This window comes from Pseudomonas sp. S1(2024), from assembly GCF_046557535.1.
Map to the genome: position 1 here is coordinate 21,481 of NZ_JBKGFP010000074.1, position 15,954 is coordinate 37,434.

General features: G+C 63.4%; 21 protein-coding genes. 15 read left to right on the top strand and 6 right to left on the bottom strand.

The features are described from left to right. Window positions 1-120: 120 nt before the first annotated feature. Together ACLCGK_RS20935 and ACLCGK_RS20940 are read left to right on the top strand one after the other, a co-directional pair. On the top strand, window positions 121-465 hold the full coding sequence (locus tag ACLCGK_RS20935; protein WP_025338687.1) for a hypothetical protein: 345 nt from the start codon (window positions 121-123) through the stop codon (window positions 463-465). Window positions 466-558: 93 nt separating this feature from the next. Beyond that, window positions 559-741: a hypothetical protein gene (locus ACLCGK_RS20940; protein ID WP_410952810.1), complete on the top strand. Its 183-nt coding sequence runs from the start codon at window positions 559-561 to the stop codon at window positions 739-741. A gap of 73 nt (window positions 742-814) precedes the next feature. On the opposite strand, the gene ACLCGK_RS20945 is transcribed toward ACLCGK_RS20940, so the two are convergent. Beyond that, the gene (locus ACLCGK_RS20945) at window positions 815-1,300 is read right to left on the bottom strand and encodes a glycoside hydrolase family protein (RefSeq protein WP_015270814.1); all 486 of its coding nucleotides are present in this window, start codon (window positions 1,298-1,300) and stop codon (window positions 815-817) included. Window positions 1,301-1,364: 64 nt separating this feature from the next. Further along, entirely contained in the window at window positions 1,365-1,730 is a 366-nt protein-coding gene (locus ACLCGK_RS20950) for a chemotaxis protein (RefSeq protein WP_410952811.1), read from the bottom strand. A gap of 162 nt (window positions 1,731-1,892) precedes the next feature. Here ACLCGK_RS20950 and ACLCGK_RS20955 point away from each other — a divergent pair, with 162 nt between their 5' ends. Beyond that, window positions 1,893-2,717 carry a helix-turn-helix transcriptional regulator gene (locus tag ACLCGK_RS20955; RefSeq protein WP_410952812.1) on the top strand — a complete coding sequence of 275 codons (825 nt, stop codon included), beginning with the start codon at window positions 1,893-1,895 and terminating at the stop codon, window positions 2,715-2,717. A gap of 223 nt (window positions 2,718-2,940) precedes the next feature. Here the strand turns inward: ACLCGK_RS20955 and ACLCGK_RS20960 are convergent, their stop codons facing one another. Further along, the gene (locus tag ACLCGK_RS20960) at window positions 2,941-3,264 is read right to left on the bottom strand and encodes a DUF1654 domain-containing protein (RefSeq protein WP_039614851.1); all 324 of its coding nucleotides are present in this window, start codon (window positions 3,262-3,264) and stop codon (window positions 2,941-2,943) included. A 237-nt stretch (window positions 3,265-3,501) separates the two neighbouring features. Between ACLCGK_RS20960 and ACLCGK_RS20965 the strand changes: the two genes are divergently transcribed. Beyond that, window positions 3,502-4,176: a polysaccharide lyase family 7 protein gene (locus ACLCGK_RS20965; protein ID WP_410952813.1), complete on the top strand. Its 675-nt coding sequence runs from the start codon at window positions 3,502-3,504 to the stop codon at window positions 4,174-4,176. A 211-nt stretch (window positions 4,177-4,387) separates the two neighbouring features. Continuing rightward, window positions 4,388-4,645: a hypothetical protein gene (locus ACLCGK_RS20970; protein WP_410952814.1), complete on the top strand. Its 258-nt coding sequence runs from the start codon at window positions 4,388-4,390 to the stop codon at window positions 4,643-4,645. Between the two features lie 97 nt (window positions 4,646-4,742). On the opposite strand, the gene ACLCGK_RS20975 is transcribed toward ACLCGK_RS20970, so the two are convergent. Further along, on the bottom strand, window positions 4,743-5,042 hold the full coding sequence (locus tag ACLCGK_RS20975; RefSeq protein WP_367245588.1) for a hypothetical protein: 300 nt from the start codon (window positions 5,040-5,042) through the stop codon (window positions 4,743-4,745). Window positions 5,043-5,371: 329 nt separating this feature from the next. On the opposite strand from ACLCGK_RS20975, the gene pbpG reads away from it, so the two are divergent. Beyond that, window positions 5,372-6,298 (top strand): D-alanyl-D-alanine endopeptidase, encoded by a 927-nt coding sequence (gene pbpG, locus ACLCGK_RS20980; RefSeq protein ID WP_023662495.1) that lies wholly within the window; start codon window positions 5,372-5,374, stop codon window positions 6,296-6,298. Between the two features lie 151 nt (window positions 6,299-6,449). Here pbpG and ACLCGK_RS20985 read toward each other — a convergent pair whose 3' ends face one another. Next, complete coding sequence (locus ACLCGK_RS20985; protein WP_013973129.1) at window positions 6,450-6,896, bottom strand: hypothetical protein; 447 nt, start codon at window positions 6,894-6,896, stop codon at window positions 6,450-6,452. A gap of 171 nt (window positions 6,897-7,067) precedes the next feature. Between ACLCGK_RS20985 and ACLCGK_RS20990 the strand changes: the two genes are divergently transcribed. The 9 genes from ACLCGK_RS20990 to ACLCGK_RS21030 all read left to right on the top strand — a co-directional run bounded on the left by ACLCGK_RS20990 (window position 7,068) and on the right by ACLCGK_RS21030 (window position 14,753). Beyond that, on the top strand, window positions 7,068-8,402 hold the full coding sequence (locus ACLCGK_RS20990; RefSeq protein WP_410952815.1) for a lysine N(6)-hydroxylase/L-ornithine N(5)-oxygenase family protein: 1,335 nt from the start codon (window positions 7,068-7,070) through the stop codon (window positions 8,400-8,402). A gap of 317 nt (window positions 8,403-8,719) precedes the next feature. Beyond that, window positions 8,720-9,913, top strand: a complete 1,194-nt coding sequence (locus ACLCGK_RS20995; protein WP_015270822.1) for a PepSY-associated TM helix domain-containing protein — start codon at window positions 8,720-8,722, stop codon at window positions 9,911-9,913. Next, window positions 9,910-10,449 (top strand): thiamine pyrophosphate-binding protein, encoded by a 540-nt coding sequence (locus ACLCGK_RS21000; protein WP_410952816.1) that lies wholly within the window; start codon window positions 9,910-9,912, stop codon window positions 10,447-10,449. The genes ACLCGK_RS20995 and ACLCGK_RS21000 overlap by 4 nt, the downstream gene beginning before the upstream one ends. After that, a complete protein-coding gene (locus ACLCGK_RS21005) occupies window positions 10,446-10,766 on the top strand; it encodes a hypothetical protein (protein ID WP_013973133.1) in 321 nt (106 codons plus the stop codon). Before ACLCGK_RS21000 ends, ACLCGK_RS21005 begins: the two co-directional genes overlap by 4 nt. Beyond that, window positions 10,763-11,332, top strand: a complete 570-nt coding sequence (locus ACLCGK_RS21010; protein ID WP_410952817.1) for a DUF6162 family protein — start codon at window positions 10,763-10,765, stop codon at window positions 11,330-11,332. Before ACLCGK_RS21005 ends, ACLCGK_RS21010 begins: the two co-directional genes overlap by 4 nt. A 16-nt stretch (window positions 11,333-11,348) precedes the next feature. Beyond that, a complete protein-coding gene (locus ACLCGK_RS21015; protein ID WP_015270825.1) occupies window positions 11,349-12,251 on the top strand; it encodes a metal ABC transporter substrate-binding protein in 903 nt (300 codons plus the stop codon). Continuing rightward, window positions 12,248-12,994: a metal ABC transporter ATP-binding protein gene (locus tag ACLCGK_RS21020; RefSeq protein WP_410952818.1), complete on the top strand. Its 747-nt coding sequence runs from the start codon at window positions 12,248-12,250 to the stop codon at window positions 12,992-12,994. Before ACLCGK_RS21015 ends, ACLCGK_RS21020 begins: the two co-directional genes overlap by 4 nt. Beyond that, window positions 12,994-13,893 carry a metal ABC transporter permease gene (locus ACLCGK_RS21025; RefSeq protein ID WP_410952819.1) on the top strand — a complete coding sequence of 300 codons (900 nt, stop codon included), beginning with the start codon at window positions 12,994-12,996 and terminating at the stop codon, window positions 13,891-13,893. The genes ACLCGK_RS21020 and ACLCGK_RS21025 overlap by 1 nt, the downstream gene beginning before the upstream one ends. Further along, on the top strand, window positions 13,890-14,753 hold the full coding sequence (locus ACLCGK_RS21030; RefSeq protein WP_410952820.1) for a metal ABC transporter substrate-binding protein: 864 nt from the start codon (window positions 13,890-13,892) through the stop codon (window positions 14,751-14,753). The genes ACLCGK_RS21025 and ACLCGK_RS21030 overlap by 4 nt, the downstream gene beginning before the upstream one ends. Window positions 14,754-14,878: 125 nt before the next feature. On the opposite strand, the gene ACLCGK_RS21035 is transcribed toward ACLCGK_RS21030, so the two are convergent. After that, window positions 14,879-15,931, bottom strand: a complete 1,053-nt coding sequence (locus ACLCGK_RS21035) for a DUF1615 domain-containing protein (RefSeq protein WP_410952821.1) — start codon at window positions 15,929-15,931, stop codon at window positions 14,879-14,881. Window positions 15,932-15,954: the final 23 nt, after the last annotated feature.

The following is a 15,954-nucleotide window of genomic DNA, read 5'->3' on the forward strand; positions in this document are numbered from 1 at the left end:
CAGAGGTAACCGCTGGTCGTCCCTTACACAACCTTTACCGTTCCCCCGTGCTCAGCTGACGAAGAGTGGAGTCATAGTAATAGGACCCCACACTTGGGGTGTCCTTGCGAGGGTTTCTTCATGAACCGTCACATTCCCGGAATCGCCCTGCTGGTCGGTGCCCTGGCCATCAGCGCGCCCGCTGTCGCCCACGGCGGCCATGGCCATGGCGGTTGGTATGGCCCCGGCCCGCTGCTGGGTGCGGCCGTGGTTGGCGCCGTGGTCGGGGCGACGGTTTATGGCGGGCGTGACCGTACCGTGTACGTCGAGCGCCAGCCGGTCTACTACGGGCCGCCACCCGTGTACGTGCAACCACCGCCACCGCCGGTGTACTACCAGCCGTACTACGTGCCAGCACCACCGCCCCCGGGCTACCGCACCTACTACGGCCCGCCACCGGTGTATTACGGCCCGCCGCGCTGGTAAATGTTGATGGAACCAATGACCACTATCGAGGAAGTTAATTTCAAACCGCACCGGCTGCTGCGTAAGGTAGGGCCATGTTTACAGGAGGTCCACATGGCCACTATCCAGATCATGTCCGTTGTTGGCAGTGCCGTCCCCGCTTCGCTGCGTGAGCAGGGCCTGCTCGCATGCTGGTACCTGGTGCGCAACGGCGAAGCCGTAAGCGGCCCGATGCCGACCCGCGCCTCGGCCCAGGCCCTGGTCGAACAGTTGCAACCAGGCACTTTGGCCGCCTGACCCGTATTTGTTGTGCGTTGCTCCCTACGCCCTTCTGGCCCGCCTACCTGGCGGGTCTTTTTTTGCCTGAGCGTTACGCCTGCACCTCCCCACTGCAGGCTATGAACATTGCCAACAACGCGGCCAACTGGTGCTCACGCTGACCGTAGCCCGCGCCAGGCAAGCTGGCCCAGATAGGCGCGGCCTTGGCGATCGCCTGGGCAATGCGGCCAGCCTTGATCAGTGCCAGTGCGCCGCACTCGCTCAGCAACTTGATTGCCGCCAGGTCCTGGGCCTCAGGGGTAAAGCGGCCATTGAAGCCATAGGTGCTCACGATGGCATCCCAGGTACCGGCCAGAATCTGGTACCGCCCAGCCGCAGAACTGTGGATGCCGTAGCTGGGCAACCACACCTTCTGCTTCGGGTGCCCGCTGTAGTCATTGAACAGTTGGCCGCCGACCAGGACGTTGTAGCCATCGTCGCTGGCAGCGATGGTCGAGGTACCTTCGGACCAGGCCAGCATGTCCAGGAACGCGAGCACGTTCGCACCGCCGACAGCGGCAGAATCCAATCGAGCCATGTTGTCTCCATGCAGAAGAAGCCCATACGCATGGGCGTGAACAGAATTTGTCTTGCGGGCCGCCTCACTCACCCTGCTTCCCGCGCAGGCGGGCGAAGCCCTCGCCCTGGACGGTGACCTGCCGGGGAGGATGGCCGCCCCGAATGGTCAGCGCTTCGATCTTGCCTTCCAGGCGCCCTACAGTGATCACCAGTTCATTGCGTTCCTTTGCAAACTGATCGGCCCTGGCCTGCGCTTCCCTTCGGGCATCACGCTCGATATCGAGCAACTCGTTCAGGCGCCGGACCACGCCAATATCAGCGTTGTCCATGGCACGGTCAGCCGCATCCCTGGACAGCCACTTGCGCAGCCAGAGGAATGCACCCAGCAACACGGTGCCTGTTCCGCCCAGCCAGGTGATGGTGCCTGGGCCGAGGTCAGTCGGATCCATGAAAACCTCATAACGAATGGTGATGTCGTAAGCCTGGAGAACAGCTTCTCGGTGGCTTTCCTTGCTTGCATATTTAATTTAGCTCACAGCTAATATCATGACAAGAGGAATTTAGCCTTAAGCATATTTAGCAGCAAGCTAAACACTGGCATGCTTCGCCCCATGGACATCTACGAAATTCGCAAGCACAACCTGGTCAAGCTGATCGGCAACCAGAGAAAGGGATCCTGCGCGGAGCGCTGGGGGATGGCGCCTGCACACCTGAGCCAGATCCTTTCGGACAAGACAGCGAAGAATCTGGGCGATGACGTGGCCCGCCGAATCGAGGGCATCGAAGGCTTGCCGCGGGGGTGGTTCGACGCGATGGCAGCGGGCGAGCAGGCGCAGGCACCGGTCGAGGCTGGCGACAGCAAGCTTTCCGCGGCCGACCTGGTCAAGCAGATGCTTGCCAGAAGCGGCAGAGGCATCCCTGAAGAAACCCGGCAAAGGCTGCTGGCCGCCGCCGAGGAGCCGGCAGATTCGACACTGGTGGCCGCTGAACCTGCTCGGCCAGGCCTGGTGGGCGACGAAGTGTGGATTGCCCACTACGACGTCCGCGCAGCCATGGGTGGCGGGCAGATCCCCCACGACTACCCCGAGATGTTCAAGGATGTTCGCGTCAGCCCAAGCCACCTGCGCGAGCTTGGCGTGGAGTTCAGCGAGCACCACCACCTGAAGATGGTGACCGGTTGGGGCCAGTCGATGGAACCGACCATCAAGCACCGCGACCCGCTGATCGTGGACGTCAGCATCCGCGAGTTCGTCGGCGATGGAGTCTACTTCTTCTCCTGGGGCGACCACATCTACATCAAGCGGCTGCAAATTGCCGACGAAGAGCATTTCGAGATGATTTCCGACAACTCGCGGCACAAGGACCGCATGATTCGCCGGGAAGAGACCTACATCCAGGCCAGGGTGCTGCTGGTGTGGAATGCGCACCTTGTGTAAAGCGAAGCCCACCACCCCGGCGTAATGCTGTCCATTCGCGCAACCGGGGCCGCCTTGCGGCCCTTCGCGGGCAAGCCCGCTCCCACAAGTACGATGCAAGCCTCAAGGAATGCACATTCCTGTGGGAGCGGGCTTGCCCGCGAAGGGCTGCAAGGCAGCCCCAATCGATGTCACATCAGACTTGAGTGAACAGTATTACGTTACCGCAGGCTCTTTCTGACCTTCAGAAAGGTGCCGCCTCCTCGACCTGCTGCTCGCTGTCCTGCTCGACGATAAAGTCGTCGCGCTCCTCCACGCTGCCGCGCTCCCAGCGTACCGTCACGCTCTCGTCGTCGTTGAAGGTCAGTTCCAACTCGGGCGTCTCGGCCAGCAGGCCCATCACCTCCTCCCACTCGGCATCACCGTCGGTATCCAGGCGATGCACCGTCACCCAGCGCTGCGTCTGCGCGAGCGGGTGGTTGATCATCGCTGACACGCGCAAGCTCAGCCGCTCCATTCCGGTCATTTCCTGGCGCTGATGGGGCGTCGACTTCATGTGCTTAGACATATTCTTATCCTGACAGCTGTATATTCGTACAGTATTCAAGGGAAGCTTATCTCACCGCCAAATCAAGCGTAAAGCCCCGCTGCGGAAAATTTTCGCCAACAGGTAATTTGTCGCCCGGCGAAATAATTTTAGCCATAAGCTATTGACGATGATTTAGCGTAAGGCTAAATTCCACTCCAGCAGCCGCCACCGTGCTGCTGCGGCACCAACCGACATTTCCATTCAGGAGTTCCCCCCATGAGCGTAGATATTAGCAACCTCACCATCGCCGTTCCGGTGGCCGAATCGTCGATCAGCACCGTAGCGGTCGAACTCACCGGCAGCGAAGCTATTGCCCTGTACCCGAACTACGTGACAGTGCTCAGCGATGGTTCGGTCCAGTTGTCTGCCCCCACCAAAGGCGCTTCGAGCAAAAGCACCCGCAGGACCCGCTGCGAGTGGTCGGAGCCGGAATACTGGAGCCTGGGCGGCGCCTTGGATCACTGGAATCGCCAGGAAATGACACTGACCAAGGTCAACTGGGCGCAGAAGGTGGTTATCGCGCAGATGCACGTCTACGGGGACGACAGCCCGCCCGTGAAGGTGTTCTGGAAAAAGGGCGACATCACCCTGGGTTTTCGGCGGACCTACAACCAGACTGACCCGATCAACTCGACGGTGCTCAAGGGGGTACCGCTGGGGGCAAAGTTCGAGGTGAGCATCCATGCCACGTCGGCAGGCGTGGTCACCGTTACCGCCAAGTGCAACGGGATGACCGGATCGTCCGGCGATCTGCAGTTCGACAGCACCTGGGCTTCGCAGTTATTCGAGTTCCACGGCGGGGTGTACAACCAGGTGGACTACACCGATACCACGCCCGCCGATGACGGCTCGATCTGCATCATCAGCGACCTATCGTTGATCCATGCCTGAACCCAGGCAGCCGGCGAGACATCCCGATGCCCTGCATCCCAGCGCAGGTTGCATCGGGATGCCGATTGGCGTTGAGCCGCCCCCAAGCGCTACATACAAGCTAAGCTCCACCTTCGGGCGCTTTTTCGATGGCCCCGGCACCATGCATCTACATCGTCGCTCTCGCGATCCATACCACCTGGCCAGATTTGGCCTTGAAGAGGATGCACCCATGGCGACAATCGAGACTCAAGCTCTTGCGCAAGGTCTCTCGCAAGTAGAAAGCAGCTGGCAAAAGTATGTAATTTCCCAAAAAAATACTGAAGGCCTAAGCGGATCCGAACTCAAGGCTGCCCTGAAAGCTAGTGCGCAGGACTATAAAAGGTTTCAGAATCACAGCCAGCAATTTTATGCAGAGGTTCGCAAACGGGTGACTGATGCTGAAAAACTGGAACAAGACAAGCAACTCTACCCTAACTATTACACTTGACGGGTTGATTTGATTTTCTTGTGAACCCAGGTTAGCTCTCAGCATTTCCTGGTAGTGCCCAGCGTATAGCCGGGCATTTCCTTATAGGTTTTGCCCCCTATCTCGAGGCGGTGACAGGGTCTGCAGCGGGAGCGACCTCATCGGCGACTCGACGCGCGCGGCCAACTCCCCAAGCAAGCGCTCGGGCCATAGACTCATTTGGCCGGGAGTCGAAGGCCTCCTCGTGGAGTGCCATGCCGGACCGCGCATAGATACCGATGAACACCTGCGTGCTGCCGGTGCGCGAAAGCCTCACCCGCACATCGATAAAAGTGCCGTCAACAAGGGCTTCCTCGTGAGATCGGTGGTGGAGCGTAGGGTCCGCCCAGGCCCAGTACACATCGCCGCGCGCGCGCATACAGCCCTCCTGCAACCGTTTGGTGGATGGTCATTAATCCAAAAAATAGCCAAGACGAAGCGGTGATCAAGGCTGTCCAACAGGTTTGAAAGCCAACCCGACAATTGGCTGTTTGCTCCCAGATTCCCCCCCCCAAATCACTGCTGCGACATGGCGAACTGGCGAAACTGGAGACAAACGTAATTGGTACAGGATTAAATTTCGTTCACGTTGCGCCCTTTAGTCATAAGGCATTCGACAGCAATTCAGCCATACTCCAGAATGCAGCGGTTTTTTGGGGGAAAACCCTTGCACAGCCAACGACATACCAACTTTTAGTGAGCCTCAACGTGAAAACATCCCTGTCCATCCTCAGCCTGCTGCTGTTGCTCACAGGTACTGCGACCCTTCCGTCGACCGCTGCTGCACAACCCCCGGCCCAGGTTCAACGTGACCCATCCAAGCTGCACCTCGCCTCGGGCAGCGCCCTGCTGATCGACCTGAACACCAACCAGGAGCTGTATTCGAGCCACGCCGACCGCGTGGTGCCGATTGCCTCGGTGACCAAACTGATGACGGCGATGGTAGTGCTGGATGCCAAGCAGCCCATGGATGAGATGCTCACCATGACCATTGCCAACAACCCGGAAATGAAAGGCGTGTATTCGCGTGTGCGGCTGGGCAGCCAGCTCGACCGCCGCGAAACCTTGCTGATTACCCTGATGTCATCGGAAAACCGTGCGGCCAACACCCTGGCCAACCATTACCCTGGCGGCTACCCGGCGTTCATCAAGGCGATGAACGCCAAGGCCCGCAGCCTGGGCATGGCGCACACCCGCTACGTCGAGCCGACCGGCCTGTCGACGCAGAACGTGTCCACGGCCCGTGACCTGGCCAAGCTGCTGATGGCGTCGCGCAAGTACCCGATGCTGAGCGAACTGTCGACCACCCGCGAGAAGACCGTGGCCTTCCGCAAGCCCAACTACACCCTGGGCTTCCGCAACACCGACCACCTGGTGAACAAGAGCAACTGGGACATCAAGCTGACCAAGACCGGCTTCACCAATGAAGCCGGGCACTGCCTGGTGCTGCTGACCCGCATGGACAACCGCCCGGTGGCCATGGTGATCCTCGACGCCTTTGGCAAGTACACCCACTTCGCCGATGCCAGCCGCATGCGTCAGTGGCTGGAAACCGGTGCTGCCAAGCCGGCGCCGGCGGTGGCCATGCAGTACAAGGCAGAGCGGCAGAACAAGGGGCGCCTGGCGGCCGAATGACCGGAGCCGGAATGATGGGGCCTGCACCGGCCCTATCGCCGGCAAGCCAGCTCCCACAGGGACAGCACCAGGCCTGCGAGAGCAACTGCCCTGCGCGGTCCATGTGGGAGCCGGCTTGCCGGCGATGGGCTGCACAGCAGCCCCAAGTTCGTCAGGCCGTGGCGCTGACCATTCCGCCCGCGCTGCTGCCACCCTCTTGCTGCAACAACTCCAGTAACTGCGCCGTGGCCGCCATGATCTGCCCGTTGATAGTGGCAATGCTCGCCTGCTTGGCTCCCACCGCAGCCGCCTTGGCAGCCTCGTCCATTTTGCTGTCCATCAATGCAGCAAGCTGCTTCTGCTCCTCGGCCAGCTGCTTCTGCAAATCCTTGATCAACTGACGCAGCTCGGACACGGCCTGTGACTCCCCACTGCCTTCACTGTCCGTGGATTGCGCCTGGCCAGCCCCGCCAACCTTCATGCTGTCGCTACTGATGCTCAAGGGCCCCAGTGCCTCACCAGCCTGTTTCGCCTGCTCGCGATCGGCAGTTGCGTTCGCACTCAGCGTCTGGGCCGAAACGCCGTTGATTATCAAATTGCTTGCTGTTATCCCGCTCATCTCGGTTCCTTGCCTCGAGTTGGCTTCTTGTCGTACCCCCTATCGGCCACCCCTCACAGTTCTTTAGTCCGCTTAAATTCCCCCCCGACTGGCTCGTTCCAACACATGTACTTGCGCAGGAGCCGGAGCCCCGGCGGGCGTCCAAATTCGACCATTCAGGGAATCGCAGCCATGAGCCAGCCCTCACAGCAGGAAACCATCAAAGATCTGATCGGCGTGGGCTTCGGCCCTTCCAACCTGGCCCTGGCCATCGCCCTGGAGGAACTCGCCGAGTCTCAGGGCCATGCCCTCGACGCGCTGTTCATCGACAAGCAGCAGGACTATCGCTGGCACGGCGAAACCCTGGCCACTCAGAGCGAGCTGCAGATCTCGTTCCTCAAGGACCTGGTGTCGCTGCGCAACCCCACCAGCCCCTACAGCTTCGTCAACTACCTGCACCAGAAGCAGCGCCTGGCCGACTTCATCAACCTCGGCACCTTCTACCCCTGCCGCCTCGAGTACAACGACTACCTGCGCTGGGCCGCCGAGCACTTCGCCACCCAGGCGGTATATGGCGAGGAAGTGCTGCGCATCGAGCCGGACGTGCAGGCCGGCCGGGTCGAGCACCTGCGCCTGGTCTCGCGCGACGCCCAAGGCCGCGAATACAGCCGCCGCACCCGTTCGGTAGTGGTCGGCAGCGGCGGTACGCCAAAAATCCCGGAAAAGTTCGGTGCCTTCAAGGACGACCCGCGGGTATTCCACCACTCCCAGTACCTGAGCAGCCTGAACAAGCTGCCATGCACCACCGGCAAGCCGATGCGCATTGCCGTGATCGGCTCGGGCCAGAGCGCCGCCGAGGCGTTCATCGATCTCAACGACAGCTATCCGTCGGTCAAGGTCGACATGATCCTGCGCGGTTCGGCCCTCAAGCCTGCCGATGACAGCCCGTTCGTCAACGAGATCTTCTCGCCGGACTACACCGACCTGGTCTACAACGAACCGGCCGACCAGCGCAGCAAGCTGCTGGGTGAATACCACAACACCAACTATTCGGTGGTCGACCTCAACCTGATCGAACGCATCTACGGCATCCTCTACCGGCAGAAGGTCGCCCACCAGTACCGCCACAACGTGCTGTGCCGGCGCCAGGTCGAAGCCGTGGTGGCCACCCGCGAAGGCCTGGAGCTGACACTGCGCGACCTCGCCACCGGCCAGCAGCAGACCCACCGCTACGACGCGGTGATACTCGCCACCGGTTACGAGCGCCGCTCGCACCGTGACCTGCTGGCGCCCCTGGCCGACTACCTGGAAGATTTCAGCGTCGACCGCAACTACCGCGTGCTGGCCAGCCCCGACCTGCAGGCCTCGGTGTACCTGCAGGGCTTCTGCGAAAACAGCCACGGCCTGAGTGACACCCTGCTCTCGGTGCTGCCGGCGCGCGCTGCGGAAATTGGCCGCGCGCTGTACCAGGACCTTGCGCAGCTGCACGGCAAGCCGCAACCGGCCGTGGCCCTGACCCGCGCCTGATCCCTTCTGCCTCATACCCTTCAGGCCGACCTTGGCCTGAATCGATTGGGGCCGCTGTGCGGCCATCGCCGGCAAGCCGGGCTCCCACAGGTACAACACTGACCTCAAGGTTGCGCGTTCCCTGTGGGAGCCCGGCTTGCCGGCGATGGGCTGCGCAGCAGCCCCCAAATGACACTGGCGCACAGGCATTGTGCCCTCGGCCTTGAAACATTTGCTTGCATTTAAAACGGCAGGTTTTCGATTCTCATTCGTCCTTATCAATACAGCCCCTCTTTGGCTGGGCACACGCTCGACTCCCCATTGCAGAAGACCGTCAGATGGCCAAATCACCAAAAAAATCCAAATCCAGGCTGTGGTTCCTGGTCCACAGCTGGCTCGCCTTGCCGATCTGGTTCTTTGTCCTGATCGTCTGCTTCACCGGCATGCTCGCGGTGGTCAGCCAGGAAATCGTCTGGCTGGCCGACCCCGCCGTGCGCGCCAACAAGCCCGACGCCGACGCCGAGCGCCTGAGCTTCCAGCAGGTACTGGACGCCCTGCACAAGGCCGAGCCGGACATGGTGGTGGAGCGGCTGATCCAGCCCGACGGTTCGCACTTCGCGGTCAAGGCCAATGTCACCCTGCCTGACGGCACCAGCCCGACGCTGTATGTAAACCCCTACACCGGGGCCATCCAGGGCAAGACCCCGGACTTCAACTTCGAAGCCTTCACCCGCGCCTTGCACGGCTGGTGGCTGGTGCCGTTCACCAGCGGTTTCAGCTGGGGCTGGTACCTGGTGTCGTTGCTCGGGCTGCCCATGCTGGCTTCGCTGGTAACCGGCCTGGTGGTGTACAAGAAGTTCTGGAGGGGCTTCTTCAAGCCAGTGCGCACCGGCCATGGTTCGCGAATTTTCTGGGGCGACCTGCACCGCCTGGCCGGGGTCTGGTCGATCTGGTTCATTGCGGTCATTTCCATCACCGGCACCTGGTTCCTGATCCAGGCAATCCTGGCCGACAACCACATCACCATTTCCAGCCGGCCCATCGTGCCGGTGATCGCCCGTGAGGACGTGCCGCAAACCCCGAATGGCAGCCCGGCAGCGCGCATCGACCTGGATGAAGCGGCACGCATCGCCGGCCTGGCGGTCCCGGGGCTGGAGATCAGCTTCATCTCGCTGCCGGCTACCGCCTACAGCCACATCACCCTGGCCGGACCAGGCTGGTACCCGCTGATGTTCCAGAGCGCCTCGGTGAACCCGTACACGCGTAATGTCGACAGTCAGTTCCTGATCAGCGACCGCTCCGCCCTGGAGTTCGTCACCGAGTCGATGCGCCCGCTGCACACCGGCGATTTCGGCGGCCTGCCGATCAAGCTGGTGTGGTTCTTCTTCGGCCTGGTCCTCACCCTGATGGTGTTCAGCGGTTTGCTGATCTGGACCAAACGCACCGCCCAGGCCACCGCCGCCGCCCTCAAGCGCAGCGAGCGCGCACCGCGCATGGCGCGCCATGAACCCACAGTGGAGATCCGCCCATGAGCCAGGCCCAAGCCGTGACCGTCAGCCCGCTGAAGCAACTGTGGCTGAAGTGGCGTTTTCACTTGAACATCCTGCTGATCCTCATCCCGCTGGGCTTCATGCCCAAGTACTTCGCCGAGGCCAAGCTGTTTCGCGGCGAAGCGGGGCTCGGCGCCAATGTGATCCACGACATCCAGGTCGGCCCCTATACCCTGGACCTGGCCGAGATGCGTGACGAGGCTCCCCGCGCCGATGGCCCGGCCGGCCACTTCAAGGTCTTCAATGCATCGCTGTGCAAGGCCTGCGTCAACGGCGTCAAGGCGGCCTACCTGCGCATCGGCAAACCGCGCAGCCTGCGCGCCGCCGGCACGATTTTCTTCGGCGCGCCGTACAACATGGGCACCTCGTTGCCGATCCCGCCACGCACCAAGCCCGACGCGCAGATCTGGATCACCCTGGAAGGCTGGGACGGCAGCATGCACCAGGCGTCCGTCCCTCTGGCCAAGGCATCGCCAGCCACCGTGGCCTGGCTCGAGAAACAAGGAAGCAAGAAATGAAACACCTGATACGCACCCTCGCCCTGCCCTTGCTGGTGCTGGCCGCCTGCCCGGCACTGGCGCACAACCCGATGTGCGAGTGTGAAGAGCTGGCCGGCGGCCAGGTCAAGTGCACCGGCGGCTTCTCGGACGGCAGCGGCGCCCCCGGAGTTACCCTGGATGTGATCGGCTACGACGAACAGGTGCTGGTCGGCGGCAAGCTCGGTGATGACTCGACCCTGACCTTCAAGCGCCCGGACGGCGAGTTCTACGTGCTGTTCGATGCCGGCCCCGGGCACGTGGTGGAAGTCGACTACGCCGATATAGCCCAGCCATGAGCCGCGCCCAAGTGATTCGCCCGGCCGGCGCCGGGCACGAAACCCTGTACGTGCTGCTGGTCAGCCTGCTGATCGCGGTACTCGCCATCGGTGTGGTGCTGCTGCGCGGCGAACGCGAGGATGAACAGGCCATCGCCAGCCACCAGATAGACGCCCGTCGCGACCTGACCGCCGCCGAGCAAGGCCTGTACACCGACTTGCGGGTGGCCTTCGACGAAATCCAGCTGCTGCGTGAAGAGAACACCGCTGCGCCCAGCGTCCAGGCACTTGCCGAGCAAGGCCTGCCGCCGTTCGTGGTCGATGCCGGCAGCCAGAGCCGCGGCAGCCACCAATGGTCGTGGCTGGAGACCGGGGCCTACCTTGGCCGCAGCCAGGCCCCGGAAGTGGCCGGCAGCCTGCTGCTGATCCTGCCGGCCGACAGCACCGGCCAGGCCGATGTCTGGCTGCGCCGCGACAGCGCCGCCGTGACCCCGGACGACCTTGGCCAGGCCACCCTGATCGCCGCCGGCTGGCAGCAGGTGGTCAGCCATTACGACGCCGGGGTCACCCGTGAACACCGTCATTGAACCCAAGGACTTCCCCATGCTCCGCTCCGCCCTCGCCCTGCTCCTGGCCATTGCCCTGCCGGCACAGGCCCTGGCCGATAACGGCAAGCCCCTGCGTATCGGCATTACCCTGCACCCCTACTACAGCTATGTGAGCAACATCGTCGGCGACAAGGCCGAAGTGGTGCCGCTGATTCCGGCAGGGTTCAACCCCCATGCCTACGAGCCACGGGCCGAGGACATCAAGCGCATCGGCACCCTGGACGTGGTGGTACTGAACGGCGTCGGCCATGACGATTTCGCCGACCGCATGATCGCCGCCAGCGAGAAGCCCGACATAAACACCATAGAGGCCAACCAGAACGTACCCTTGCTGGCGGCCACCGGCATTGCCGCCCGCGGCGCCGGCAAGGTGGTCAACCCGCATACCTTCCTGTCGATCAGCACCACCATCGCCCAGGTCAACAACATCGCCCGCGAACTGGGCAAGCTCGACCCGGACAATGCCAAGCTGTACACGCAAAACGCCCGCGCCTATGCCAAGCGCCTGCGCGCACTGCGTGCCGAAGCACTGGCCAAGGTCACCGAGGCGCCCAGCGCCACCTTCCGGGTCGCCACCATCCATGCCGCCTACGACTACCTGGTGCGCGACTTCGGCCTGGAGGTGACCGCGGTGGTCGAGCCAGCCCATGGCATCGAACCCAGCCCGGCCCAGCTGAAGAAGACCATCGACCAGCTCAAGGCGCTGGACGTGCGGGTGATCTTCTCGGAAATGGACTTCCCGTCGGCCTATGTCGAAACCATCCAGCGTGAATCCGGCGTGCGCCTGTACCCGCTTACGCACATCTCCTACGGCGAATACACCAAGGACAAGTACGAAGTGGAGATGAAGCGCAACCTCGACACCGTGGTCCGCGCCATCCAGGAGAACCGCGCATGACCGCCGCCGCCAACCTGGTGACAGCCTGCGGGCCGCGCATCGAGTTCGCCGGCATCGACCTCACCCTGGGCCGCACCCGCATCCTCGAACAGGTCAGCTTCAACGTCGCCGCCGGCAGCGTGCATGCCATCGTCGGCCCCAACGGCGGCGGCAAGAGTTCACTGATCAAGACCCTGCTCGGGCAGATGCCGCACCAGGGCCAGCTGACCCTGCACTGGCCCAGCGAACGCGAAGTGATCGGCTATGTGCCGCAGGCGCTGGAGTTCGACCGTGGCCTGCCGATGACCGTGGACGACTTCATGGCTGCCATGTGCCAGCGCCGCCCCGCCTTCCTCGGCCTGTCGCGCCGTGTGCAGCCGGCCATCGACGCAGCCCTGGCGCGGGTCGGCATGCTCGACAAGCGCAAACGGCGCATGGGCGCGCTTTCCGGTGGCGAACGCCAACGCGTGCTGCTGGCCCAGGGCCTGATCCCCGAGCCGCAACTGCTGGTGCTGGACGAACCGATGTCGGCCCTGGATGAAGCCGGCATCCAGGTGTTCGAACAACTGCTGCAGGGTTGGCGCCAGGCCGGCACCACCGTGCTGTGGATCGAACATGACCTGGAAGCCGTGATGCGTCTGGCCGACCGAGTTACCGGCCTGAGCCGCCAGGTACTGTTCGACGCCCCGCCCGCCCAGGCCCTGACCCCGGAGCGCCTGCTCGGCCTGTTCTCCGTTCACCCACGTAGCGAGAGCCTTGCCTGATGAGTTTTGAAATCTTTCGGCAAACGGTCCAGGACTGGGCCACTGCCGGCTACCTGCCCGAGGCGCTGACCTACGGCTTCGTGGTCAACGCTTTGCTGGCCGGTTTGATGATCGGCCCGGTGCTGGGCGGCCTGGGTACCCTGGTGGTGGTCAAGCGCTTTGCCTTCTTCTCCGAAGCCGTCGGCCACGCCGCACTGACCGGCGTGGCCATCGGCATCCTGCTGGGCGAGCCCTACACCGGCCCCTACGGCAGCCTGTTCGGCTACTGCCTGCTGTTCGGCATCTTGCTCAACTTCCTGCGCAACCGCACCGGGCTGTCGCCGGACACGCTGATCGGCGTGTTCCTGTCAGTGTCGCTGGCGCTGGGCGCCAGCCTGCTGCTGATGCTGGCGGGCAAGATCAACGTGCACATCCTCGAGAACGTGCTGTTCGGCTCGGTGCTGACCGTCAGCGGCCAGGACCTGGTGGTGCTGGGCATCGTCGCGGTGCTGGTGCTGGCATTGGCCGTGCCGCTGTACAACCGCATCATGCTGGCCAGTTTCAACCCACAGCTGGCAGCCGTGCGCGGGGTGGCGGTGAAAACCCTGGACTACCTGTTCGTGGTACTGGTGACCCTGGTCACCGTGGCCTCGGTGAAGGTGATCGGGGCGATCCTGGTCGGGGCGCTGCTGGTGATCCCCGCTGCCGCCGCACGCCTGGTCAGCCAGTCGCTGAAGGGCTTTTTCTTCCTGTCGGTGCTGATCGCCACGCTGAGCACGCTGCTGGGCATCCTGCTGCCGATCGTTTTCGACCTGCCGGTGCCGTCCGGCGCCGCGATCATCCTGGTCGCGGGCATCTGCTTCGCGCTGGCAGCGCTGGCCCGCGCCCTCGTCCCCCGCCTGCAAGGAAACCCGGCATGAACCTGAAACGCCTGACCCTGGCGCTGGCCCTGGCCGGCCTGCCGTCGCTGTCTTTCGCCACGCAAGTGCTGACCACCCTGCCCGTCACCCACAGCCTGGCCAGCGCCTTGCTCGAGGGCACCAAGGTGCAGCTCAAGCGTGCAGCACCCGCCAACCTGCCTGCCAGCCGCCAGCCTTCCTATTTCAGCGGTCGCGGTGGCGCCAGCCTGCACAAGGCCGCGCAGCAGGCCGACGCGGTGATCGGCGTGCGCTCGATCTGGCGTGACGACCCGCTGTACCCGATGGCCCGGCGTAGCAATATCCGGATCGTCGAAATCGACGCCGCACGGCCAGTGGATGGCGCGCTGCCGGGCATAGCGGTGAGCGGCGACGAGGCCTATGGCGCCTACCCCTGGCTCAACCCGACCAACTTCGGGCGCATGGCCGACGTGGTAGCCAATGACCTGGAGCGGTTGGCGCCGGGCGACAAGGCGCAGATCCAGGGCAACCTGGCCGGGCTCAAACGCCAGTTGCTGGAGCTTTCGGCCAGCAGCCAGACACGCTTGGCCAAGGTCGACAACCTGACGGTGGTGAGCCTGTCGGAACGGCTGGGTTATCTGGCCAGCGGGTTGAACCTGGATGTGGTCGAGCAGCCACTTCCGGCCGAGTGGGATGCGGCTGCGCTGAGGGCGCTGGGGGACAACCTGAAGGCGCAGGACGTAGCGCTGGTGCTGGACCACCGGCAGCCGGAAGCGGCTGTGGCCGAGGTGATCAAGGCGTCCGGGGCGAAGTTGGTGGTGGTGGAGAGTGACCCTGAGGATGCGTTTGCCGGGTTGAAGGCCAGTGTGGATCTGGTGGTTGCCGCCCTGGGCGAAAGCTGATGTTGGCTGTGCCGGCCTCTTCGCGGGCTTGCCCGCTCCCACAGGGATAGCACAGGGCCAGAGAACAGTGAGGTACCTGTGGGAGCGGGCAAGCCCGCGAAGAGGCCGGTGCAAGCAATGGACAGCTAGCGCTTCATGCACCGCTGATAACGCTCATCCACCCGCCCGGCAAACCACGCCGTGGTCAGCTTGCGGGTGATCTTCGGGCTTTTCAGCTGGATCCCCGGCAGCACCGCCCGTGGCACCGGCTTGCCGGCCGCAGCATCAGCAAGGGCGAACACCCCGCTGTACAGCTTGCTGTCCTCGAAGGCCAGACTATCGCCCTGCTCCAGCTGGCTGCGAATCTGCGGGTTGCGCAGGCCCAGCTTTCCTCCCAGTTTGCGTGCCGCCTTTTCAGTGGTCCCGGGCATGATCGAGCCCGGCGCCACCAGGTCGCCATCCAGCGCCAGCGTCGCCCCCGTCGCCTTGCTCAGTGCCGCCTGAAATGCCGCATTGCGGCTGGCGTACCAGCCCGCGTTGAAATCGGCAAAGCGGTACAGCTGGCGATCGTAGTTGGCCGAATAGCCCAGCAAGTGGGCGATACCGAAATACATGCCGCCGCGCCGGGTGAACACTTCCTGGCGAATGCTGCCGTCGTGGCTGTAGGGGTAATCCCGCGCATGCTTTTCGGCAAAGTCGATGCTGACCTGCATCGGCCCACCGGTATGCACCGGGTTCAGCCCGCCCAGCAAGGTCTTGCCCAGCGGTACGCGAGCGATGACTTCGTCGTACAGTTCGCTCAGCTGCTTCTCACTGCGCACCGCCTGCAAACGTTGCTGGTAGCTCTTGCCATTACCCGACGGCGCCTTCAGTGCACCGTCGACCAGCAGCTTGGGGATGTGCAGGCGCGCAGCGCGGCGGTCGATTTCCTCTCGGGCGATACGCCCCAGGTTGGGCACTTGCGGGTCGGCATTGAAGGTCGACTCCTGCTCGGTCACCGCCAGCACCGCGCACAGGTTGCTCTTGCTGGGGGCAATTCGCTGGGCCTCGAACGCCACCTGAATGTCCCGGGCCCAGCCATCGCGGTCCTTGGCCTGGGCGGGTAACAGCCGCAGCAGTTGGGCGCGGACCTTGGCCGGGTCCGTCTCGGGCGCTTCCTCACGACGCCCGGCGCAACCTTGCAGCAGCGCCAGGGCCATCAACCCGGCAGCCAGTAACCGGC